This window comes from Brenneria sp. L4-2C (assembly GCF_040240335.1).
Classification (GTDB): Bacteria; Pseudomonadota; Gammaproteobacteria; order Enterobacterales; family Enterobacteriaceae; genus Brenneria.
Map to the genome: position 1 here is coordinate 60,145 of NZ_JBEIAC010000012.1, position 17,330 is coordinate 77,474.

16 protein-coding genes are annotated in these 17,330 nt (G+C 52.9%); 10 read left to right on the top strand and 6 right to left on the bottom strand.

Annotation, left to right across the window (positions count from 1 at the left end):
- Positions 1-481: 481 nt before the first annotated feature.
- The 4 genes from ABRZ26_RS16775 to ABRZ26_RS16790 form a co-directional block, all read right to left on the bottom strand.
- A complete protein-coding gene (locus ABRZ26_RS16775) occupies positions 482-1,099 on the bottom strand; it encodes a transglycosylase domain-containing protein (protein ID WP_319605297.1) in 618 nt (205 codons plus the stop codon).
- Complete coding sequence (locus ABRZ26_RS16780; RefSeq protein ID WP_319605298.1) at positions 1,096-1,641, bottom strand: hypothetical protein; 546 nt, start codon at positions 1,639-1,641, stop codon at positions 1,096-1,098. Before ABRZ26_RS16780 ends, ABRZ26_RS16775 begins: the two co-directional genes overlap by 4 nt.
- A gap of 294 nt (positions 1,642-1,935) precedes the next feature.
- The gene (locus ABRZ26_RS16785; RefSeq protein ID WP_319605299.1) at positions 1,936-2,154 is read right to left on the bottom strand and encodes a helix-turn-helix domain-containing protein; all 219 of its coding nucleotides are present in this window, start codon (positions 2,152-2,154) and stop codon (positions 1,936-1,938) included.
- Between the two features lie 92 nt (positions 2,155-2,246).
- Complete coding sequence (locus ABRZ26_RS16790) at positions 2,247-2,477, bottom strand: helix-turn-helix domain-containing protein (RefSeq protein WP_319605300.1); 231 nt, start codon at positions 2,475-2,477, stop codon at positions 2,247-2,249.
- Between the two features lie 105 nt (positions 2,478-2,582).
- Between ABRZ26_RS16790 and ABRZ26_RS16795 the strand changes: the two genes are divergently transcribed.
- The 3 genes from ABRZ26_RS16795 to ABRZ26_RS16805 are packed head-to-tail and all read left to right on the top strand — an operon-like array spanning position 2,583 to position 4,130.
- On the top strand, positions 2,583-2,816 hold the full coding sequence (locus tag ABRZ26_RS16795; RefSeq protein WP_319605301.1) for a helix-turn-helix domain-containing protein: 234 nt from the start codon (positions 2,583-2,585) through the stop codon (positions 2,814-2,816).
- Positions 2,817-2,823: 7 nt separating this feature from the next.
- On the top strand, positions 2,824-3,369 hold the full coding sequence (locus ABRZ26_RS16800) for a hypothetical protein (RefSeq protein WP_319605302.1): 546 nt from the start codon (positions 2,824-2,826) through the stop codon (positions 3,367-3,369).
- Positions 3,366-4,130 (top strand): Fic/DOC family protein, encoded by a 765-nt coding sequence (locus ABRZ26_RS16805; protein WP_319605303.1) that lies wholly within the window; start codon positions 3,366-3,368, stop codon positions 4,128-4,130. Before ABRZ26_RS16800 ends, ABRZ26_RS16805 begins: the two co-directional genes overlap by 4 nt.
- 213 nt (positions 4,131-4,343) lie before the next feature.
- Here ABRZ26_RS16805 and ABRZ26_RS16810 read toward each other — a convergent pair whose 3' ends face one another.
- A complete protein-coding gene (locus ABRZ26_RS16810) occupies positions 4,344-4,937 on the bottom strand; it encodes a TetR/AcrR family transcriptional regulator (RefSeq protein ID WP_319605304.1) in 594 nt (197 codons plus the stop codon).
- A gap of 95 nt (positions 4,938-5,032) precedes the next feature.
- On the opposite strand from ABRZ26_RS16810, the gene ABRZ26_RS16815 reads away from it, so the two are divergent.
- Complete coding sequence (locus ABRZ26_RS16815) at positions 5,033-5,893, top strand: nuclear transport factor 2 family protein (protein WP_319605305.1); 861 nt, start codon at positions 5,033-5,035, stop codon at positions 5,891-5,893.
- Between the two features lie 57 nt (positions 5,894-5,950).
- On the opposite strand, the gene ABRZ26_RS16820 is transcribed toward ABRZ26_RS16815, so the two are convergent.
- Positions 5,951-7,171, bottom strand: a complete 1,221-nt coding sequence (locus ABRZ26_RS16820) for an ROK family protein (protein WP_319605306.1) — start codon at positions 7,169-7,171, stop codon at positions 5,951-5,953.
- 116 nt (positions 7,172-7,287) lie between these two features.
- Between ABRZ26_RS16820 and ABRZ26_RS16825 the strand changes: the two genes are divergently transcribed.
- The 6 genes from ABRZ26_RS16825 (at position 7,288) to ABRZ26_RS16850 (ending at position 17,282) form a co-directional block, all read left to right on the top strand.
- Complete coding sequence (locus tag ABRZ26_RS16825) at positions 7,288-10,581, top strand: DUF5107 domain-containing protein (RefSeq protein ID WP_319605307.1); 3,294 nt, start codon at positions 7,288-7,290, stop codon at positions 10,579-10,581.
- Positions 10,582-10,606: 25 nt separating this feature from the next.
- Complete coding sequence (locus ABRZ26_RS16830; protein WP_319605308.1) at positions 10,607-12,037, top strand: sugar porter family MFS transporter; 1,431 nt, start codon at positions 10,607-10,609, stop codon at positions 12,035-12,037.
- A 118-nt stretch (positions 12,038-12,155) separates the two neighbouring features.
- The gene (locus ABRZ26_RS16835) at positions 12,156-13,037 is read left to right on the top strand and encodes an aldose 1-epimerase (RefSeq protein ID WP_319605309.1); all 882 of its coding nucleotides are present in this window, start codon (positions 12,156-12,158) and stop codon (positions 13,035-13,037) included.
- A gap of 194 nt (positions 13,038-13,231) precedes the next feature.
- Entirely contained in the window at positions 13,232-14,122 is an 891-nt protein-coding gene (locus tag ABRZ26_RS16840) for an alpha/beta fold hydrolase (RefSeq protein WP_319605310.1), read from the top strand.
- A gap of 93 nt (positions 14,123-14,215) precedes the next feature.
- Complete coding sequence (locus ABRZ26_RS16845; RefSeq protein WP_319605311.1) at positions 14,216-16,195, top strand: tetratricopeptide repeat protein; 1,980 nt, start codon at positions 14,216-14,218, stop codon at positions 16,193-16,195.
- Positions 16,196-16,313: 118 nt separating this feature from the next.
- Complete coding sequence (locus tag ABRZ26_RS16850) at positions 16,314-17,282, top strand: threonine ammonia-lyase (protein WP_319605362.1); 969 nt, start codon at positions 16,314-16,316, stop codon at positions 17,280-17,282.
- Positions 17,283-17,330: the final 48 nt, after the last annotated feature.

Genomic DNA, 17,330 nt, shown 5'->3' on the forward strand with positions numbered 1-17,330 from the left:
CGACTATCGGTGACTATCGCCGGCCAGCAGAACAGGCTGGCGGTAGACGCGACGGTAAATCGAGAGACCCGGATTATGACCTTCCCGTTGATGATTGATTCTTTTTCGGTCATGACGGTAAAAATCCCCGCCAAAAGCTAGACGTGACGCGGCTTTCGGGGCATCTTCAGACTTCCTCACCCCTGACGGTAAAAACCGCCATTGAACAGGAGGAAAAGCGCGATAGAAATGAATTTTATTCAGCCGAGAAAACTGCAGCAAATTCCTATATCGAACATTATAATCGTACAGTGCCTGGCACAATATGTATTATCATCACTGGACGAATTACAACGGTATACAATAGAATGGAAGTGGTTTTATAAGAACCAAAAGTTGGGATGTTATATCCCAAAACAGCATGTGTTACGTTCTATATAACTCTACTTATGATCCCGTTAAAATTGTGGTGATTACTTTGATAAGTGGATTGTGATTGCCATTAACAGATGTTCTTTTTTATAAAAATCAGTTGTGTTTTTAATATGTCATCAATATATCTTTTTCTTCTCGCTATTTTTTCATTGTCAGAAGGTTGTTCATTTTTTTTAGTAGGGTATTTTAGCCTGGCTATTAGTTCGCTTGCGTCTTTTTTATCTTCCTCTGATAAATTAAAAAAACCAACTTTCATATACCCAAAATATGCGCAGTTTAAATAGGCTTTCCCTATTAATTTTTTATTTTTTACTTTATGTATTAATAACATAGCAATTACTTGCTCTCTGATTTTTCGGCGAAGTGTTCTCTCATATCTGCCTGTTAATGTCCTGACTAATTGTTGCTCTACTGTACTTCCTCCTTGAATGCTTCTTTTTTTTAATTTTAGATAAATACATCTGATGACGGCTATCGGGTCTATGCCATAATGTATAGAGTTCCTATGATCTTCCGCTTTTATTAAAACATAATAAAAATAATCATCTATCATTAAGAATGAGGTTTTTTCTGTATTGATATAATCAATACACAGTTCTAGATCTCTAATAATGTTTTTATTGTTATATAAAATAATACAAGCAATAAAATGGGGGATGGTAAGTATTGTCAGAAATAATCTCATTTTTTATCTTGAAACTCTTCGTTTTGGAATACAGCTATTCCTTTAGCATCGGCAGCTGTTGTTGTAAAAATACCTTTAGTTTTTAGCTTGGCTCTATTTAAAGCAACAACTAGCGAAGAGGGTCTTTGCATTCCATTAGCATCACCGTTTAAAGATATATGTATGTTTATTCTGTTTCTTCCTAAGTAATATCTTTCTACTGTTAGTAGAACATCACCTGTATTCCTATCTTTACCTATATACGACCTATGAAATCCATTTTTTTCTATATCGTATATTTTTTCTATCTTCCCTATTGCTTTTGTTGCTGATTCATTAATTAATGTGAGAATAAAAATTGATGATAATCCTTCATAGGTTTTCATTGCTGAATTTTCTGTCGTGGTTTTTAGATAAAAAACTCCTGATAATGATGGCGGTTTTTTTAATTTTTCTTTAATTAAAAAAACAATAAAACCGCTGATAAAAAAAACCAAAAGCCCTGCAACTAAACTTCCTAAATTGCTTGATGAAAGAGCGAAGATCTTAATTGATTCTATCACAAAATATCTCCTGTTAGGGTTCTTATATTATACAAATAATACCTCATTTTTTACACCATTTTATAGATCTAGATCTTCTACCAGAGATGGGCAGCTTCAGTAGAATTTTCACCACCAGATTTGGATTCTTCCATTACATAGCATTTGTTAGGATATATTATCTTAGAGGTGGCTTTATTTTTTGTTGCTTAGCTACATTTTTACTATTTGTCTGTAATAATAATCAACACTCATAATTACCTCTAAAACTTTCTCGGCATTATGTATCAGATAAATAATGCCAGATAGAGAAATTTAAAAATCAAAAAGAGTCTTTAAATTAATCCCCAACCCATCAGCAATAACTCCAATTACTTCCAGAGTGGGATTTCTTACACCTCGCTCAATCCCGCTAATATAAGTGCGATCCAGGCCGCACTTATCGGCGAAAGCCTCTTGGGAGAGTCCGGCCTGTAAGCGAAGCGTTTTTACTCGTTGCCCAAAACGAGCGGTAATGTTTTTTGTGTTTTTCATGCTGATAAGCATCAGCGCTTGTTGCTTATCAGACCACGGACGATGAGTCACATATGAGAGATTTTGTCGATTTAATCGGTAAGGTTGGAATGTCAGGCTGGATCGTGAAATGCAAACAGCGTGGCTAGGTCGGTATGTAATCCGATCGCGATGATGTAGAGCACTTCCAGCGTTGGGTTTCTGATCCCACGCTCAATGCCGCTGATATAGGTACGATCCAGTCCGCACTTTTCCGCAAAGGCTTCCTGAGACAAGCCAGCCTGTAATCTGAGTGCTTTTACACGTTGTCCTAGCAGGACTTTGATCGAATCGGATGTTTTCATGTGACAAGCATTCAATTTTGATGCTTATCAGTCCACGGACTATTAGTCACAATTGTTAGTTCTTGTGCTATCATGTGACTTATAGTCAACAATATGGGAGGACTTATGAAGCAACATGACTGGCATCCAGCCGACATTATTGCAGGCTTAAGGAAGAGGGGAACGACGCTGGCGGCGATTTCCAGAGAGGCGGGGCTGGCGTCGTCCACGTTGGCAAACGCGTTGACGCGACACTGGCCGAAAGGCGAGCGCCTGATCGCCGAAGCGCTGAATAAACGCCCCGAAGACATTTGGCCTTCACGCTACCTAAGCGTTGGACGCGGACAGGACGGATTGTAGAGTCAGAATGAAAGCCCGTCCGGCATCGGTTTATAAAACCTTACATTCTGAAAGAATGGATCTTGGCGCTCGCGCATGGATTTCTATGGAATGGAAATCTGTTCGCGAGCCAACAGTCTTAACGGACGGCGCGAAACCTTTACCTTATTCTCAAGACCTACCATTTCGAAGAAAATTCACCTTAGCAAGCTTGTATATCATGTGCTTTCTGTTGACTTTGGTCTTTGAGCCGAATGGAGACAATAAGCTGGCTCCTTGTTATACTTTAGCTGTAAATAGGGGGTTTTTGATGACTAAAACAGCCGCTATAAGTGTTGCAAGTCAAGTCCGCAGGCTTGCTAAATTCCATAAAGTCACCGCTGAACGTGATGGCATGAGCCGCATGGCCGTGGCTATTACTCGTATGGCGGGTGACAGCGTCGAGTTGGATAATATTGAGCAATTACTCGTTAATCTCAAAAGAAAAGGCGTGCTGAGCAAGTCTGAGATCCTTACGCTCCAGGGGGGGTACCTTCAGGAGAAAAGACGTTCTAGGAAAAAAATTAGCGTATGAGCTTCGATCCCTTTGGCGATTTCGAAACTGCTGGTTATCTTCAAAATTCCTTACATCTTAAAGATCCCATCGAAGTAAAAGAGTCAGAGCATCTTTCGTTCGAATTAAGCATTGATGAGGCGCTAACCTACTTAGCTAAAAAGCGCCCCATCGACTACCAAACCGTACTTAAAGTTCATGAGATCCTTTTTGCCGATTTCTATCCCTGGGCAGGGAAAGATCGCAACGAGCTAGTACCGCACCTTGCAGTCTTCAAAGGCTCGCTTGATGATCCCCATTGCACCGTCTTCGAGCGCCCGAATTTGATCAAGATGGCTATCGACTATGCGCTTAAGTTGGCAGCAGACAAGAAGCGATTCAGAGATCGGCCTGGCGAGGTGATGGGCCAGTTGGCTTTTGCACACCCCTTTCTGGACGGTAATGGTCGCACGATTCTGCTTATTTTTATGGAACTCTCCTATCGTGCTAAATTTGCTATCAATTGGTCAAAGACCACCAAAGATGTCTATTTGCGGGCTCTCAGCGACGAGATCCGAGATCCTTCCAAGGGACATCTCGATAATTACTTGAAACCGTTTGTGGTCAACATTTCTAGTCGTGACGAGTGGCCAGCGTTGATAAGTGGTATCAAGGGCTTGGATGGCTTAGACAAAGAAGACATCGTCTACGAGAGTCTGGACAGTCCAGAGGTCCAGCGGATCTACAAGACATATAGAACATATTTACTGGATGCCCCGATGCCTCCTGAATTTGACGGCTGAAAATGCAACGGTCATCTCCTGGTCAAGCGTGTCTTCGCGCCAAGAGCCAGCCCATCCAATATGATTGATCCACGACAAACAAAAAGCCGGATATAGGCAGGGCGGGGAAGGGGAGTCGGCAAACCCGGCGGGTTAGCCGCTTGGCAGGCAGTAAGCTATCGGCGTTTATCGCTGCGGCAAGCAGCATCCCATCAAACGACAGCGCCCCATGTGTTATCCATTCGGCAACGCCGCCATCGACGTTTCCACCAGACCCAGCAGCGTTTCGCGCGCCGCGCCGTCCTGAGCCTGTAGCGAAATGCCCTGAATGATGGTGGAAAAGTAAGTCGCCAGACGCGCGGTATCGGTCTCCGTTGGCAGTTCGCCCTCGGCGATTCCGCGCTCCAGCCGCTGGCGGATCAGCCGTTCGGTGCTGCGCCGCAGTTCTCGCATATGGCCGCGCAGCGGCGCGTTCTGTTCCTGACAGTTGAACAGGCCCAGACTGACCATGCAGCCGCCGGAAGACGGGCTGGACAACGCAATGTTCAGGCTGGCGAGCAGCATGCCCTCGATAGCTGCGCGTACGTTTTGCGTCTCGGCCAGCACTTTCATGCTGCCGGCGCCCACCGTGGAGAGATAGAGATCGAGCGCTTCCCGATACAGGGCCTCCTTGGAGCCGAAAGCGGCGTAGAAGCTGGGCGGGTTGATGCCCATGGCGCTCATCAGCTCGGCGAGCTGGGTGGCTTCGAAGCCTTTGGCCCAGAAGATTTCCATGGCGGACTTAAGTGCGGCATCACGGTCAAAACTGCGGGGGCGCCCTCGGGCCATACTGTCTCCTTTCTGTATTTTCGATTACATAATTATTGACGCTATTCGCGTTCATGTTAATACTGTAATTCAACTTACACAAATGGAGCAAGCCGATGTCCGATCATGCCGACGCCCGTATAGAGACCGTTCGCGACTATTTCCGTAAGGTCGATGCCAAGGATCCTGCGCTGCTGGATCTGTTCACCGAGGATGTTGAGTTCTTCTTCCCCAAGTTCGGCACGGCGCGCGGCAAGGCGGCGCTGCAACGTTTCGCCGAACGCATCGCCCGCGACGCGGCGCAGCTGACCCATGATATCGACGGCCTGATCTTCACCGTGCAGGGCGATCGCATCGTGGCGGAAGGGCGCGAGTGGGGCGTGACCGCGGACGGACGATCATGGCCCGATGGCGAAATCTCGCAGGGGCGCTTCGCCAACGTGTTCGAGTTCGACGGGGCGCTTATTAAGCGGACTTTTATCTACGTCGATCCGGATATGACCAACGAAGACAGCAGGCGAGTGGCCCTGTATCACGGCGCGCAGGCGCCCGCCGCGCCGCGCGAGATCGCCGCGCGCTACTTTGAGCGGGTGGCGAAGTTCTGGGCCGCGCCCGACGATCCGCAGGCGCTGGCGGAAATCCTCGCGCTGTTCGCCGACGAGGTGGACTGGGATATCCCCGGCAATCTGGAGGCGGTGCCTTGGATCGGCCCGCGCCGAGACAGCGAGTCGGTGGGGGCATTCTACCGGGAACTGGCCGCGCGCATTACGCCGGAGCGCTTCGAGGTGCAGCGGATTCTGGCCGACGTCGACACGGCGGCGGTGCTGGGCGAACTGGCCTCGCGGGTCAACGCCACCGGCCGCCTTATCGAGTCGCCGTTTGCCGTCGTGCTAACCGTCGGCGATGGCCGGATTACGCGCTACCGCATGCTGGAGGACAGCCACGCCGTGGCGGCGGCGGTAACGGGACGCAGTTAGAGCATTTCAATAGGTTGAATCGTGCCGGTGCCGCAAGGCGCCGGCGCGCAGAGCGGCTCACTCATTGTTTATCTCGTCCATATCCTTTAGCGCTTGCTCTACAAATAAATAGGCAATGCCCATGACCTGCTGTTGCCGGGATAATTGTCCGAAACCGATATTGGTCGCATGGGTTTTGACTGCGTCAGCGTGATCAAACGGATTAAAACCGGTCTGCTCCTGAATAATGCTCAACCACGTCTCGCCAAATCCGCAGCTGCGCCCATACAGATATATCCGGTTGATATTCAGCGTATTAAGAAAGTTATACAGGCTCAGTCCTATGGCTCGCGCGGAATTATTGACCAGCGGCTTCAGGTCTTCATCTCCCTGATGATAGCGGGCAATCAGCCATTCCGTGGTCGGCGTTTTAAGAACGCCATCTTGCAGGTGGTTGTGGGAATGGCTTTTTAGCATCATGCGCGCTTTTTTCTTTAACGCCGAGAGCGAGGCGACAGTCTCCAGACAACCATAGCGGCCGCAGGCGCAGGCGGCGCCGTCGGGATCGATAATGGTGTGGCCGATCTGACCGCTGCCGTACAGGCTGCCCCGATAGATTTGCCGATTAATCACAAAAGACGAGCCGATGCCGTAATCCACGTTAATCACGCAAAAGTCCTGATGATTGGCGTCGTTTTGCCACTTCTCAGCCAACGCCAGCATGATGCAGTCATTGTCTATCAGCAGTTCGGTGTTCAGCCGTTCCTCCAGCAGGTATTTAATTTCAATCGGCGTATCCCACGGCGCCTGCGGCATATTTTGCGATACGCCGGTGACCGGGTTGACCTGGCCGTGAATCGACAGCGCCAGGCGCAGCGGCAGCTGGCGGTGCATATGATGATATTCCCGATACAGTTTCTCGATCTCTGCCAGCAGCGCTTCGGGCGTGGTCGCCTTGATGGCGGTACGGCGTAAAGGCGATTGGGCGGTGATGAGTCCATCCACCAGTACGCTTTCAATCATATAGGGAGAGACATTCAGACAAAGGATATGCCCCGCCGGCGGACGTATCTGATAGCTTCCGCCGTTCAATCCACGGGCGTGCAGGTTTTCCTGGCGATGGGATATCCGTTTTTCCGCTTCCAGCTCGGACAGAATTTTGCTGATGGCCGGAATGGAGAGCTTCGACAGCCGGGCCAGCGTTGATTTACTGGCGACCTTTTGCCGATACAGAATCTCCAGCAGCAGGGTTTTATTGTAATGGCGTATCCGATGATTATTCAGCCCGTAATAAGGCATTACACTAAACTCCGTTAACTATATTGCGTGACCGTTGTGCGAAACTCCCTCAATTCTGTCCCTTAAACTGCCACTAACGCAAATTTTAGTATGGGCGGTTAAATTTAAGGGGATCTATGAATCAGGTTAAGGTGTGGCAAGAAACCGTTGATATTCCAACCTATGAAGTCGGCCCTCAGGACGAAAATCCGATGTTTTTGGAGCATCGCGTTTATCAGGGCTCATCCGGCGCGGTTTACCCTTATGGCGTGATCGATACCATTACCGGCGAAAAGCAGTTGCGGCGCTATCAGGCGATCTATTTAGAAAACGACTATATCCGCATTATGCTGCTGCCGGAGCTGGGCGGTCGAATCCAGCGGGCTTACGATAAGGTTAAACAACGGGATTTCATTTACTACAACGAGGTGGTGAAGCCGGCGCTGGTCGGGTTGGTTGGTCCATGGATTTCCGGCGGTATTGAATTTAACTGGCCGCAGCATCATCGTCCGACAACCTATATGCCGATCGATTTTCAGATTCGGCCGCACGAGAGCGGCGCCCAGACCGTCTGGCTGGGAGAGATAGAACCCATGCGCGGCCTACAGGTCATGACCGGATTTACGCTCTATCCGCATCGCGCGTTGGTTGAAATCAGCGTGAAAATTTATAACGGCAACGATACGCCGCGTCATTTCCTGTGGTGGGCCAATCCGGCGGTGAAAGGCGGCGATGACCATCAAAGCGTCTTCCCGCCGGATGTTACCGCGGTGTTTGATCACGGCAAACGCGACGTCTCTTCTTTCCCCATCGCCCACGGCACCTACTATAAGGTGGACTACTCGGCCGGCGTCGATATCTCGCGCTACAAAAATATTCCGGTGCCGACTTCGTATATGGCGGGCAAGTCGGACTATGACTTTGTCGGCGCTTACAGTCATGATGAACAGGGCGGATTACTGCATGTGGCCGATCATCATGTCTCGCCGGGTAAGAAGCAGTGGACCTGGGGCAACGGCGAATTCGGTCAGGCCTGGGATCGCAATCTGACCGATAACAACGGCCCGTATATTGAACTGATGACCGGCGTATTCACCGATAACCAGCCGGACTTCACCTGGCTGGACGCCTACGAAGAGAAGTGTTTTGTGCAGAATTTCCTGCCTTACAATACGCTGGGCGTGGTGCAGAATGCGAATACCGAAGCGGCGCTTAAGCTGGAGCGGCACAACGGGCGACTGAGCTGGGGCGTGTACGCGGTTTCCCCTTTACCGGATACACGCTTGGTTATCCGTTCCGAGGTCGGCGACAGCCCATTGCTCGATCGCGTGATTACGCTTAGCCCCTGTGAAGCGGTTACCGGGGATCTGCCTGCAATCAACGATCGCCTGACTATTATTCTGTTCGACGCTCAGGGCCGGGAGATATTGAGCTATCTGGAGCATCGGGCTGAAGCTGAACCCTTGCCGGAGCCGGCCCGCGCGCCGCTAAAACCGGCGCAGATTACCAGCGCCGATGAAGCCTACTTTATCGGCCAGCACCTGGAACAGTACAACCACGCCAGCCGTTCGGCATTCGACTACTATCAGCGCGGTCTGGCGCTGGATGCCGAAGACTACCGCTGTAATCTGGCGCTGGCGACGCTGGAATATAACCGGGCCGACTTCACCCAAGCGATTGCCTATGCCGATAGCGCGTTAAAACGGGCTCACCGGCTGAACAGTAATCCGCAATGCGGTAAAGCCAGTTTGATTCGCGGCTGCGCCTATGAACGCCTGGGCCGTCTCGAACCGGCGTATAAGGACTTCTACCGCGCCACCTGGAGCGGCAATGCGAAAGAGGGCGGATTTTACGGTCTGGCGCGTATTGCCACCCGCCGGGAAAAATATCAGCGGGCGCTGACCTTCACGGAAAACAGCCTGATATCTAATGGCGCCAACTATCACACCATCGCGCTAAAAGCCCTGTTGCTGCACAAACTGGATCGCGCTGAGCAGAGCATAAATTATATAGATGCTCAGCTTGCCGCTTATCCGCTGAACTATGCGCTTTATTACCTGCGTTTTATCGCAACCGGCGCGGCGGATGATGCCGATAAATTACGTCAGGTTACCGGCGGCAGAGGAATCAATGCATTGTCTATTGCCGGTTGGCTGGTGGAACTTGGGCAAAACGAACTGGCGTTGAACCTGCTAACGCTGCTGAACAGCCGCGAAACGCTGCCGTTGTATTTGCAGGCCGGACTGAGCAAACATCGGCTCCCGACCGATGAGTATCAGGCTTTGCTACAGCAGGCGCGAGCATCATTCAGCGATAGCGTGCGTTTTCCTAACACCCTGACCGAAGTGCGCATGCTGACGGATCTCAACGACTGCGCGTTCGCCCAATATTTGCTGGGGTGTTTCCACTACAGCAAGCGCAACTACGCCAAAGCCGTTGCGCTATGGGAACGCGCGGCTGAACTGGAGCCGGATTTTGCCGCCGTATGGCGTAATTTGGGCATTTACGCGTTCAATAAACAGCAGGACGGCGACAAGGCCGAAGGTTACCTGAGTCGCGCGGTCGAGCTAAGCCCGGGCGATGCCCGTTTGCTGTTTGAACTGGACTATCTGCGTAAGCTGCGCGGCGCGGCGCCGGAGCAGCGTCTGGCGGCGCTGGAACCGCTGCAATCCATTGTGCTTAAGCGCGATGACTTAACCGCCGAATTGCTGAGCCTGCTGCATATTTGCGGTAAGGCCGACCTTGCGGCGCGCATTCTGTTTGAACGGCGCTTCCATCCGTGGGAAGGCGGGGAGGGCAAAATTACCGGGCAGTATCTGATTAATCTACAGCGCCGGGCCTTTGACTTGCTGAACGCTCAGCAGCCGGATAAGGCGAAAATCCTCCTCCAGCAGGCGCTTCACTACCCGGAAAACCTCGGTGAAGGCCGTTTGGTCGGGCAGAGCGATAACGATCTCTTCTATTGGCTGGCGGTATGCGCGGAGCGTTTGCATGACGGCGTAACGGCGCAGGCGCTTTATCGCCATGCGGCGCAGGGAAGCGGGCAGATCGGGGAAAGTAAGTATTACAACGATCAGCCGGTGGATTATCTGTTCTATCAGGGAATGGCGCGGATTAAGTTGGGGCAACCTCAGCAAGCGGAACAGATCTTTAGCCAAATGCTGGACTGGGCGGATAAAGCCAAAGACCAGCGCGTTGAAGCCGATTTCTTTGCCGTTTCCCTGCCGGACCTCGTGGTGCTGGACAGCGACGGACAGCACAAACACCGTCAGCATTGTTTATGGGTCGAAACGCTGGCCTATCTGGGACAAGGCAAGAAGCAACAGTTCAGAACCTCGTTACAGCAGCTATTGGCGCTGAATCCAAACCACGATAAGGCTCACCTGTTTAGCGTTTTAGGCGACGGTTTGCTGGACCGTGGCAATTCGTAAGCTCTGTCCAAATAAGGATAAAGAGATGAATAATAATACTCATTTAAATATGCCCTACGTTTGGATGATCTGTTTAGTGGCCGCCTGCGGCGGCCTGTTATTCGGATATGACTGGGTGGTTATCGGCGGCGCGAAGCCGTTCTATGAAGCCTACTTCCATATAACCGACCCGGCGTTATCCGGCTGGGCGATGAGTTCGGCGCTGGTGGGCTGCGTATTCGGGGCGTTGGTTTCCGGCATTATCTCCGACCGCTTTGGCCGTCGCGTGCCGTTATTGCTGGCAGCGGCGATGTTCACCCTTTCCGCATGGGGAACGGCGGCGGCCGGTAGTTTCGATATGTTTATCGTCTACCGCATCGTCGGCGGTTTGGGCATCGGCCTGGCGTCCGCGCTGTCGCCGGTATATATCGCCGAGATCAGCCCGGCGGCAAAGCGCGGGCGTTTTGTCGCCGTGAACCAACTGACCATTGTGCTCGGCGTATTGGCCGCTCAGCTCATTAACCTGATGATTGCCGAACCGGTGGCCAGTCAGGCGACGCAGGCGGATATCCTTAATAGCTGGAACGGCCAGACCGGCTGGCGTTATATGTTTGGCTCCGGCATCGTTCCCGCGCTGGTTTTCCTGGTATTGATGTTCGTGGTGCCCGAATCGCCGCGCTGGCTGGTGAAAGCCGGCCGCTACGATCAGGCGAAGAAAGTGCTTAAACGTATTGGCAATGACGCCTATGCGACGGAAACGCTGGCGGAAATTCGCCAGTCGCTGGGGACGGAAAATAAGAAGGTGCCGCTGTCCGCCTTACTGGAGCCGAAAGTCAGGCCGATTATCGTCATTGGCATCGTTCTGGCGGTGTTCCAGCAATGGTGCGGCATCAACGTCATCTTTAACTATGCGCAGGAGATCTTCGCCTCGGCGGGTTTTGATATTAACGACACGCTGAAATCGATTGTGGCGACCGGCTTAATCAATCTGATCTTTACGGTTCTGGCCCTGCCGCTGGTGGATCGCCTGGGACGCCGTAAGCTGATGCTGATGGGTTCGCTGGGATTGACCCTTATCTACGCCATGATCGCCGCCGCCTATGCGCTGGGGATTCTCGGTCTGCCGGTGCTGTTGCTGGTACTGGCGGCGATTGCCATCTACGCCTTGACGCTGGCGCCAGTGACCTGGGTGCTGCTGTCGGAAATATTTCCCAACCGCGTACGCGGTATGGCGATGGCGGTGGGTACGTTCTCCCTGTGGGTCGCCTGTTTCTTACTGACCTATACCTTCCCGCTGCTGAACGCCAGTCTGGGCGCCTCCGGCAGTTTCCTGCTGTACGGCGTTATTTGTCTGGCGGGCTTTATGTTTATCAAAGCCAAGGTGCCGGAAACGAAAGGCATTACGCTGGAAGCGCTGGAGACGCTGTTGGCAGGAAATCGGGACGTTGACGCGGAGGTGAAAGCCGCGGCGAAGTAGCGTCGTCCGGCGACAGGATCGTTTGCTTGATTTTGTCGCCGGTTGCGCCCATGTCCTGTTAAATCAAACCATTATCATGGGGATGCGCCATTAACCGCCATACGGAGCATAAGCCGGCATGACCGATGTTATCGAACTCAGTAATTCGTTTCTCGCCCTGCGACTTCGCTTGCAGGGCGCCGCCGTTTTAGCGCTAAACGATTGTCGGCGCGTCAGCCGACCCTTGCTGCGTCCGGCGCCGTCGCCGGATGCTTCGGTCGGGGAGTGTAGCCTGTTTCCCATGCTGCCGTTGGCTAACCGGGTTGAGGGCAACGGTTTTATGCGCGAGGGACGTCGCTATCAACTGCCTTCCAGCCCGATGGATGAGCGCTTCTTCCTGCACGGCGACGGTTGGATTCGGCCCTGGACGCTGGTTGAGCGGCAGGCGTCGACGGTCTGTCTGGCGTTGGAATCGAACGTGCCGGGCTTGTACCACTATCATGCCTATCTCCACTATGGTCTGATGGAAAACGTCTTTTACGCCACGCTGCAACTGACGCATTTGGCTGAAACCCCGTTTCCTTATGGTCTGGGTTTCCATCCCTTCTTTGTTAAGACGCCGGCAACCGAACTACAGTTCGAGTGTGGGGGCTACTGGCCCGAACGGGAATGTCATCTGCCGGGGAAATGGCGCTCTGAGCTGCCGAACGCGCTGGACTTCCAACTGCCGCGCAATCCCGGCGATATCTGGATCAATAACGCTTTCTCCGACTGGCCGGGTTCCGCCCGCCTGTACGATGATATAGAGGGCCATAGCCTGACGTTATACAGCGATGCCGAATACCTGATGGTTTATCAGCCGCAAGGTAAACAGGCCGTACCGTTTATTTGTCTGGAGCCGCAAACCCATCCGGTCAACGCCCATAATCATCCCCAACTGCCCGGGCTGAAGCTGCTGCGCCGCGGCGAGACCTGCACGATAAATATGCGACTGGTGAGCGAGGCGGCGGGCAGCCGCTAATCACGAACGTTATCGTTCGAGGTACAGGATATTTTCCAACTGGCAACGGTCTATCTAAAATGCGCCGACGTCGTTATGATGAGCTTGGTGGCCCCATCCTGTGCTGTGGTCTTTTTATTTAAGTAATTAATTGATTTAAATTAATATTTTCCCGATTGCTCAGTAGGGTCTCTATACTTTGGGAGATAATCAGCATGACAATGTATCAGGCGTTGGCTTTTGATCTTGCCCACCACCGGATAACACTCGGTGAGGTGCAACTCCACTATGCCGAGATTGGACAAGGCGAGCCCGTTTTGCTTCTCCCCGGTTGGCCGCAGACCTGGTACGCCTGGCGTCATGTGATCCCCATTCTCCAGTCCGAAGGACGACGGGTGATAGTGTTGGACCCGCGCGGTCTGGGCGCCAGCGATAAGCCATCCCAGGGCTACGATCTCGACTCTGTTGCCGCGGAGGTGCATGATTTCATCACTCAGCTAGGCCTTGCCGACGCGAACAGTCTGGATATCGTTTCCCATGACGTGGGTTCGTGGATAGCTTATGCGCTGGCCGTCGCCTATCCGGGCGACATGCGGCGCCTGGTACTTAGTGAAATGACCATCCAAACGCCTGATGCGGCGCGTCCGATTCCGGACGAAAGCGGCAACATCGCAACCTGGCATTTCAGCTTTAATCGCCTGACAGACCTGCCTGAAGCGCTGGTTTCAGGGCGGGAGCGTTTGTTTCTCGACTGGCTGTTCGATCATAAAACCATCTGGCCGGAGAAAATCGATAACATCGCGCGCGAGCATTACACCCGTAGTTTCGCCGCGCCGCATGCTGCTAAAGCCGGTTTCGATTATTATCGCGAGCTGCTAAGCGAAAACGGACTCAAGCGCATGGCGGAGCGCATAGCTCAGCCACTGACCATGCCGGTATTGACCATCGGTGCGGAAGGCGGCGTGCAAAATCGTTTAGGTCAAAGTTTGGCGGACGCCGCCCCGATGTTGCAAAGCGTTGTGCTTGCCGGCGGACACTATCTGCCAGAGGAAGCGCCAGAAGCCTTTGCTCAAGCCGTCATCGCTTTCTGGCGCGACACGGAGTAAAAAGTCAGTAAGTTCAGTAATGGGGTTCTGCGGGGCTTTCGTCCTCTGCCGGAACATGAATGCCGACTAACCATCAAAGCGATCATCTTATCTATGTTTAAACGTATCAAGTCCGCCCTGCGCGGCAAAAAAAAGAGTACACAGACGACCATCGCTTCTGAGCAAGCCAATGTGGCGCAATCCCCGCCCGCCAATGACGAACTGATTGTCGCCTATGACGCTTATGGGCAGGAAATGCATATCCCGCGCAGCGAGTGGCGCGATAAGGTTTTTCTGCCTGCTTTGCAGCAAAAGTGGAACGACGCAGACGAACTCTACGATGCGATCATCTCGGGCCTGAACGACGGCTTTGTGGCCGATTTGCTGCCGGCCGCCGAACGTCTGGTTGAAATTGACGCTATTGCCGAGCGCAGCCATGTCATCCAGGGCATTGTGCTGATGGAAAATGGTCACCTTGCCGGCGCTGAGAACGCTCTGCGTACGGGCATAGAAAAAGCCGGTGCGACGGGAACCTTGTTGACTAATTTGGCCAAGGTGTTTGCCGAGCGCGGCGAAGACGCGCGCGCAGATGAAACGCTTTGGCAAGCGTTGCAGACCGATCCGAATCAGGACAACGGTTTACTCTGGTGGGCCGCCATTCAGCAGGAGCGCGAGGGCGAGGCGGGTTACCTGAAGGCGCTGCGCACCGTAGCGGCTCTGCCGGGGAGTTGGCGAGCGCAACTGTGGCTGGCGCGTCATCATCTGGAACATAAGGAGGTTGAGGCGGCCCGGGCCTTGTATGCCGAGGTGCTGAACGGCGGCCTGTTCGACGGCGGCGCGTTAATGATGATTTCCGGCGATCTCGGCAATAATGGCGAGATCCCGCCGATCGTCGAACTTATCGCGCCGGTTTACGACGAGCACAAGCATGATCCGATGGCTGGTATCAACTTGCTGCGCGCTTACCAGGCGCTCGGCGACGTCGAGGAGGGCGAAAAGCTGCTGGCGCGCATGTATGCGCTGGGGTTCGCGCCAATCAAACAGCGTCTTGATGAGTTCGCGCAGGCCTTTCAGGAGATGCGTAAGCAAGTTACGCAAGGTATTCCAACCGATCCGGAACAGTTGAAGATCAGCACGTTGACGCTAAACCAGCCGATCTGGCATTACGGCTTGTGCAAAGCTGACTGGCTTTTCCAACAAAAGCCTGAGGACGCACGGCAAATCGGCTTCTTCGCGCTTGCAAAAATGGCGGACGGCATTGAAGGCTCCGAATCGCAGCGCGAAGATGACCTTGGTCGTCTGACGCGCGCGATTCCTCTCTATTTTGCCGAAGCGGCCCACTATTGGAGCCACTACGCGACCCGTTGCTATATCCAGGTAGTGGAAGGGGGCGGGCCGGTGGTCGCCGGCGGCATCGACGGCAATGCGCTTTTCGACATCGTGCCGCCGACGATGACCTATTTTGTCACCGGCGAAATTGGCTGCACTGGCGAAGGCGAGCAAAAGCAGTGGCAGATATCGCTCGATCTCTGGGACTGCGCCGCCCGCGCAAAACTGGCTGCTGAAAGCGGCCAGGCCATCGATGCAGAGCTCGGCGCCCTGATGCTGGATCTTGAACAACGCTTGCTCGCTCACCTCGATCAGAAACGCGACCAGCCCCTGGATCCGTTCTACTTACGTCCCTCGCTCGAGGCAATGCCCGTTTATCTGAACGAGCTGGGTCAGGCTTTCATGCTGACGCTGGTCGCAAATGAATGGATGCCGCGCTCCGCAATGTGGGGCGAGCGGGCGATGCTGGATTGGCCGCTCAGGATGGCTTTACATTGGCCGTCGGCGGAAGTGCCGAAGCTGATGTACATCTCCGGGCTGGGTAAGGCTTACGACTATAAATCCGACGCCCTTGCTGAATACAAGACGCGCAGCCTGGAACTGCTGCGCGAAGCCGAAAGGGCGGACAGCCCGGCGGCTCGCCTGGCGCCGCTGGTATGGAAAATTTTCGGCATGGATGAGGAGTTCAACGCCCATCGCCGGAATTTGTCTGCCGATGCGGACGCGGCATATTCAGCCTGGCTGGCGCGCGTGGCGGAAAAATAGCAACGCACGCGACAATTCACGCTCATGCATATTTATGGGGCGGCGGCATGCCCGCAAGGTAGGGTAAATGAACGCTGACCCAACGTATGGCGAATCCATGAACAAGAGCTGGATGCCGATGATGAATTTTATAAGTTCCAGGTCCATAGACCAGGCCGCTGAACGGTTAAGCGGCGCGGTGATTCGGACTCCGACCGTGTTTTGTCCGGTATTGACGGATAAGCTGCAACGAGCCGTTTATCTTAAGCTCGAAAACTTGCAAATCGGCGGGTCGTTCAAGGCTCGCGGCGTGCTCAATCTGTTTTCGGCGTTGGGAAAAGATATGCACGGGGCTAAATTCGTCGCAGTCAGTGGAGGAAATTTCGGCATCGCAATCGGGGAGGCCGCGAGAACTTTCGGGGCCGATGTCACGGTCATCATGCCGCAGAGTGCGCCGTCTTCGTCAGTTAAAAGGATCCGCGATACCGGCAGCGTGGTGATGGTAGAAAGCGATGTCAATTCTGCATTTGCCCGCGCCAGGGCGCTTGAAGAAAAAGGATATCGGGTGATAGACGACTGTCGCGACACGCTCATAGCGGAAGGACACGGAACGCTTGGGCTTGAGTTTATTGCCGATTGTCCTTCATTGACCGATGTGATTGTTGCCGTTGGCGGCGGAGCCATGCTGGTCGGCGTGGCTACTGCACTGAAATCCATCAAACCCGAGATTAGGGTCTGGGGGGTGGAAACCGCCGGCGCCAGCTCCATGTATCAGGCTATGCAAGCCGGAAAGCCGACTAAAGTCGATATCAGTTCCATCATTTCAACGCTTGGCGTGCCGGTCATCGATGAACGGATGCTTGCCCACGCGCAGCGTTATGTTGAAGAAATCGTGGTGGTTTCTGATAACGATGCCATTGACGGTATGATTTCTTTCGGCGAAACGGCCAGGTTGTGGGTTGAGCTTGCCTCCGGGGCGCTTTTGCCGGCCGCAGCCGTCATCTCGACGAAAATTGCCGAGAACGCGGTCATCGGGCTTGTCGTTTGCGGGGGAAATATTTCATATCAGGAAATGAATAAATGGGTTTCCTTCAGGCAAAGCGCCTGATTTCGAACGACATCATCATTATTCCATCAGTCCGCCGCCGTATCGCAC

Coding starts and splice junctions, on each gene's coding strand:
- ABRZ26_RS16775 (WP_319605297.1), bottom strand. CDS start 1,099: ATGAGATTATTTCTGACAATACTTACCATCCCCCATTTTATTGCTTGT.
- ABRZ26_RS16785 (WP_319605299.1), bottom strand. CDS start 2,154: ATGAAAAACACAAAAAACATTACCGCTCGTTTTGGGCAACGAGTAAAA.
- ABRZ26_RS16790 (WP_319605300.1), bottom strand. CDS start 2,477: ATGAAAACATCCGATTCGATCAAAGTCCTGCTAGGACAACGTGTAAAA.
- ABRZ26_RS16795 (WP_319605301.1), top strand. CDS start 2,583: ATGAAGCAACATGACTGGCATCCAGCCGACATTATTGCAGGCTTAAGG.
- ABRZ26_RS16800 (WP_319605302.1), top strand. CDS start 2,824: ATGAAAGCCCGTCCGGCATCGGTTTATAAAACCTTACATTCTGAAAGA.
- ABRZ26_RS16805 (WP_319605303.1), top strand. CDS start 3,366: ATGAGCTTCGATCCCTTTGGCGATTTCGAAACTGCTGGTTATCTTCAA.
- ABRZ26_RS16810 (WP_319605304.1), bottom strand. CDS start 4,937: ATGGCCCGAGGGCGCCCCCGCAGTTTTGACCGTGATGCCGCACTTAAG.
- ABRZ26_RS16815 (WP_319605305.1), top strand. CDS start 5,033: ATGTCCGATCATGCCGACGCCCGTATAGAGACCGTTCGCGACTATTTC.
- ABRZ26_RS16820 (WP_319605306.1), bottom strand. CDS start 7,171: ATGCCTTATTACGGGCTGAATAATCATCGGATACGCCATTACAATAAA.
- ABRZ26_RS16825 (WP_319605307.1), top strand. CDS start 7,288: ATGAATCAGGTTAAGGTGTGGCAAGAAACCGTTGATATTCCAACCTAT.
- ABRZ26_RS16830 (WP_319605308.1), top strand. CDS start 10,607: ATGAATAATAATACTCATTTAAATATGCCCTACGTTTGGATGATCTGT.
- ABRZ26_RS16835 (WP_319605309.1), top strand. CDS start 12,156: ATGACCGATGTTATCGAACTCAGTAATTCGTTTCTCGCCCTGCGACTT.
- ABRZ26_RS16840 (WP_319605310.1), top strand. CDS start 13,232: ATGACAATGTATCAGGCGTTGGCTTTTGATCTTGCCCACCACCGGATA.
- ABRZ26_RS16845 (WP_319605311.1), top strand. CDS start 14,216: ATGTTTAAACGTATCAAGTCCGCCCTGCGCGGCAAAAAAAAGAGTACA.
- ABRZ26_RS16850 (WP_319605362.1), top strand. CDS start 16,314: ATGATGAATTTTATAAGTTCCAGGTCCATAGACCAGGCCGCTGAACGG.